Here is a 1,445-nt window from a genome sequence, read left to right as displayed (position 1 = left end):
ACTTCCCTCGACCATCGAGCGCACCGGCAACCCGGCCGGTCACTCCCACACGCCCTGACCCGCGTCCAAGATCATCGGGCTGGACCGGCCGGGCACCGAGACCTCGTCGGTGGATCAGGGCTCAGCGCTTCGAGTCGGGTGGTGACACCACAATATGTGGAGCATGGCCGACCGACTCGAGGCGAGTGGTATCTGGACGACGACGGTCGCTTCTGGTCCTTCTGGCCGCCGAACTACCGTGCCTGCTACGACCTGCGCTGGATCGTGAAAGACGGTAGATTGCCGGCCTGTCATTCATCGAGGTCGGTCCGCAGAGCCGGTTCGACGGCCGGTCCCAGCGATCGTTCCCCACTGCGCCCCGCGTCCAGTCCTCGCCTGCACGACACTTCGGTTCACCAGCATCGGGTTTCCCCCGGATGCGGGGCTGCAGACGCGGGGAAACCCGCAGCCCCGCCGGCGCGATCCCGCCGTTACGTTTCGAGGGCTCAGTTGCGGCCGGCCATGATGGCGACGTCGACGGCGACGGCGGCGATGGCGCCGGCCATCCAGCTCGACTTGTCGGACAGCAGGAACGACACCGCGGTCGCGATGTCTTCCAGGCTGCCGACGCGTCCCAGCGGGTGCGAGCTGTCGAAGCTGGCGACGGTTTCATCGAGCTTGTCCGCTGGGACGAACCGCAGGCACAGGGGTGTCTTTACAACCGCGGGCGCGACCGCGTTGACCTGGATGCCGTGCGGCGCCAGCTCGATCGCGAGCGCTTTAGTGAACGAGTGCGGGCCACCCTTGTGCACGGAGTAGCCGGAGTGCGGCGTCGCCGCGATGCCCTGGTGCGCCCACATCGAGCCGATGTTGACGATGGCGCCGCCCTGGCCCCCGGCGACCATGCCCGCGAGGAAATATCAGGAGAAACCAAGTGAACCCCGAGATGAACGTACAGAAGAACGACAACAGCGGGTCTTACGAAGCCGTGGTCGACGGACAGGTTGTCGGCATGATCGTCTACCACACACCGCGTGGCAATCAACGCGTGACGCTCAGCCACACGATCGTTGAGCCTGAGTACCGCGGCCGAGGGATCGCAACCCGGCTTGTCAAGCACGCTCTGGACGACCTGCGAGCGCAAGACCTGAAACTCACCAATTACTGCCCCTTCGTGGCGGACTACATTGCCGACCACCCTGAATACAAGGAACTCGTCGACGGTCGCTTCCCGGGCCGCGCGACAGTACCCGACCGTTCACCGCGCGAACGCGCCAACTGACGAACGCCCGATAGCACCGGAACCTGTGCAATCCCCGACGTAGAGGAGTACAGAGATGACTCAGCCCTGATCCACCGATGGGATTGATGTGAGCACGAGGGCCCGGATGCGATGATGCCCCCGCGAGCTGGAAAGATAGAGGTTCTTCAGGCTTCTATCGTCCAGTTCGAGAGGGCACCGTCAG

At 64.7% G+C, this 1,445-nt stretch carries 2 protein-coding genes; one reads left to right on the top strand and one right to left on the bottom strand.

Annotated elements, in window-relative coordinates; all coding sequences use genetic code 11:
- Positions 1–485 precede the first annotated feature (485 nt).
- A complete protein-coding gene (locus ABD901_RS58570; RefSeq protein ID WP_345145058.1) occupies positions 486–884 on the bottom strand; it encodes an SDR family NAD(P)-dependent oxidoreductase in 399 nt (132 codons plus the stop codon).
- Between the two features lie 29 nt (positions 885–913).
- On the opposite strand from ABD901_RS58570, the gene ABD901_RS58565 reads away from it, so the two are divergent.
- Complete coding sequence (locus tag ABD901_RS58565; protein ID WP_345145056.1) at positions 914–1,261, top strand: GNAT family N-acetyltransferase; 348 nt, start codon at positions 914–916, stop codon at positions 1,259–1,261.
- The last annotated feature ends 184 nt before the right edge of the window (positions 1,262–1,445 follow it).

The sequence above is a fragment of the Dactylosporangium darangshiense genome, assembly GCF_039537565.1.
Taxonomy (GTDB): domain Bacteria; phylum Actinomycetota; class Actinomycetes; order Mycobacteriales; family Micromonosporaceae; genus Dactylosporangium; species Dactylosporangium darangshiense.
Note: the sequence above shows the minus strand (reverse complement) of the source record. Positions and strands in the feature narration are given on the sequence as shown.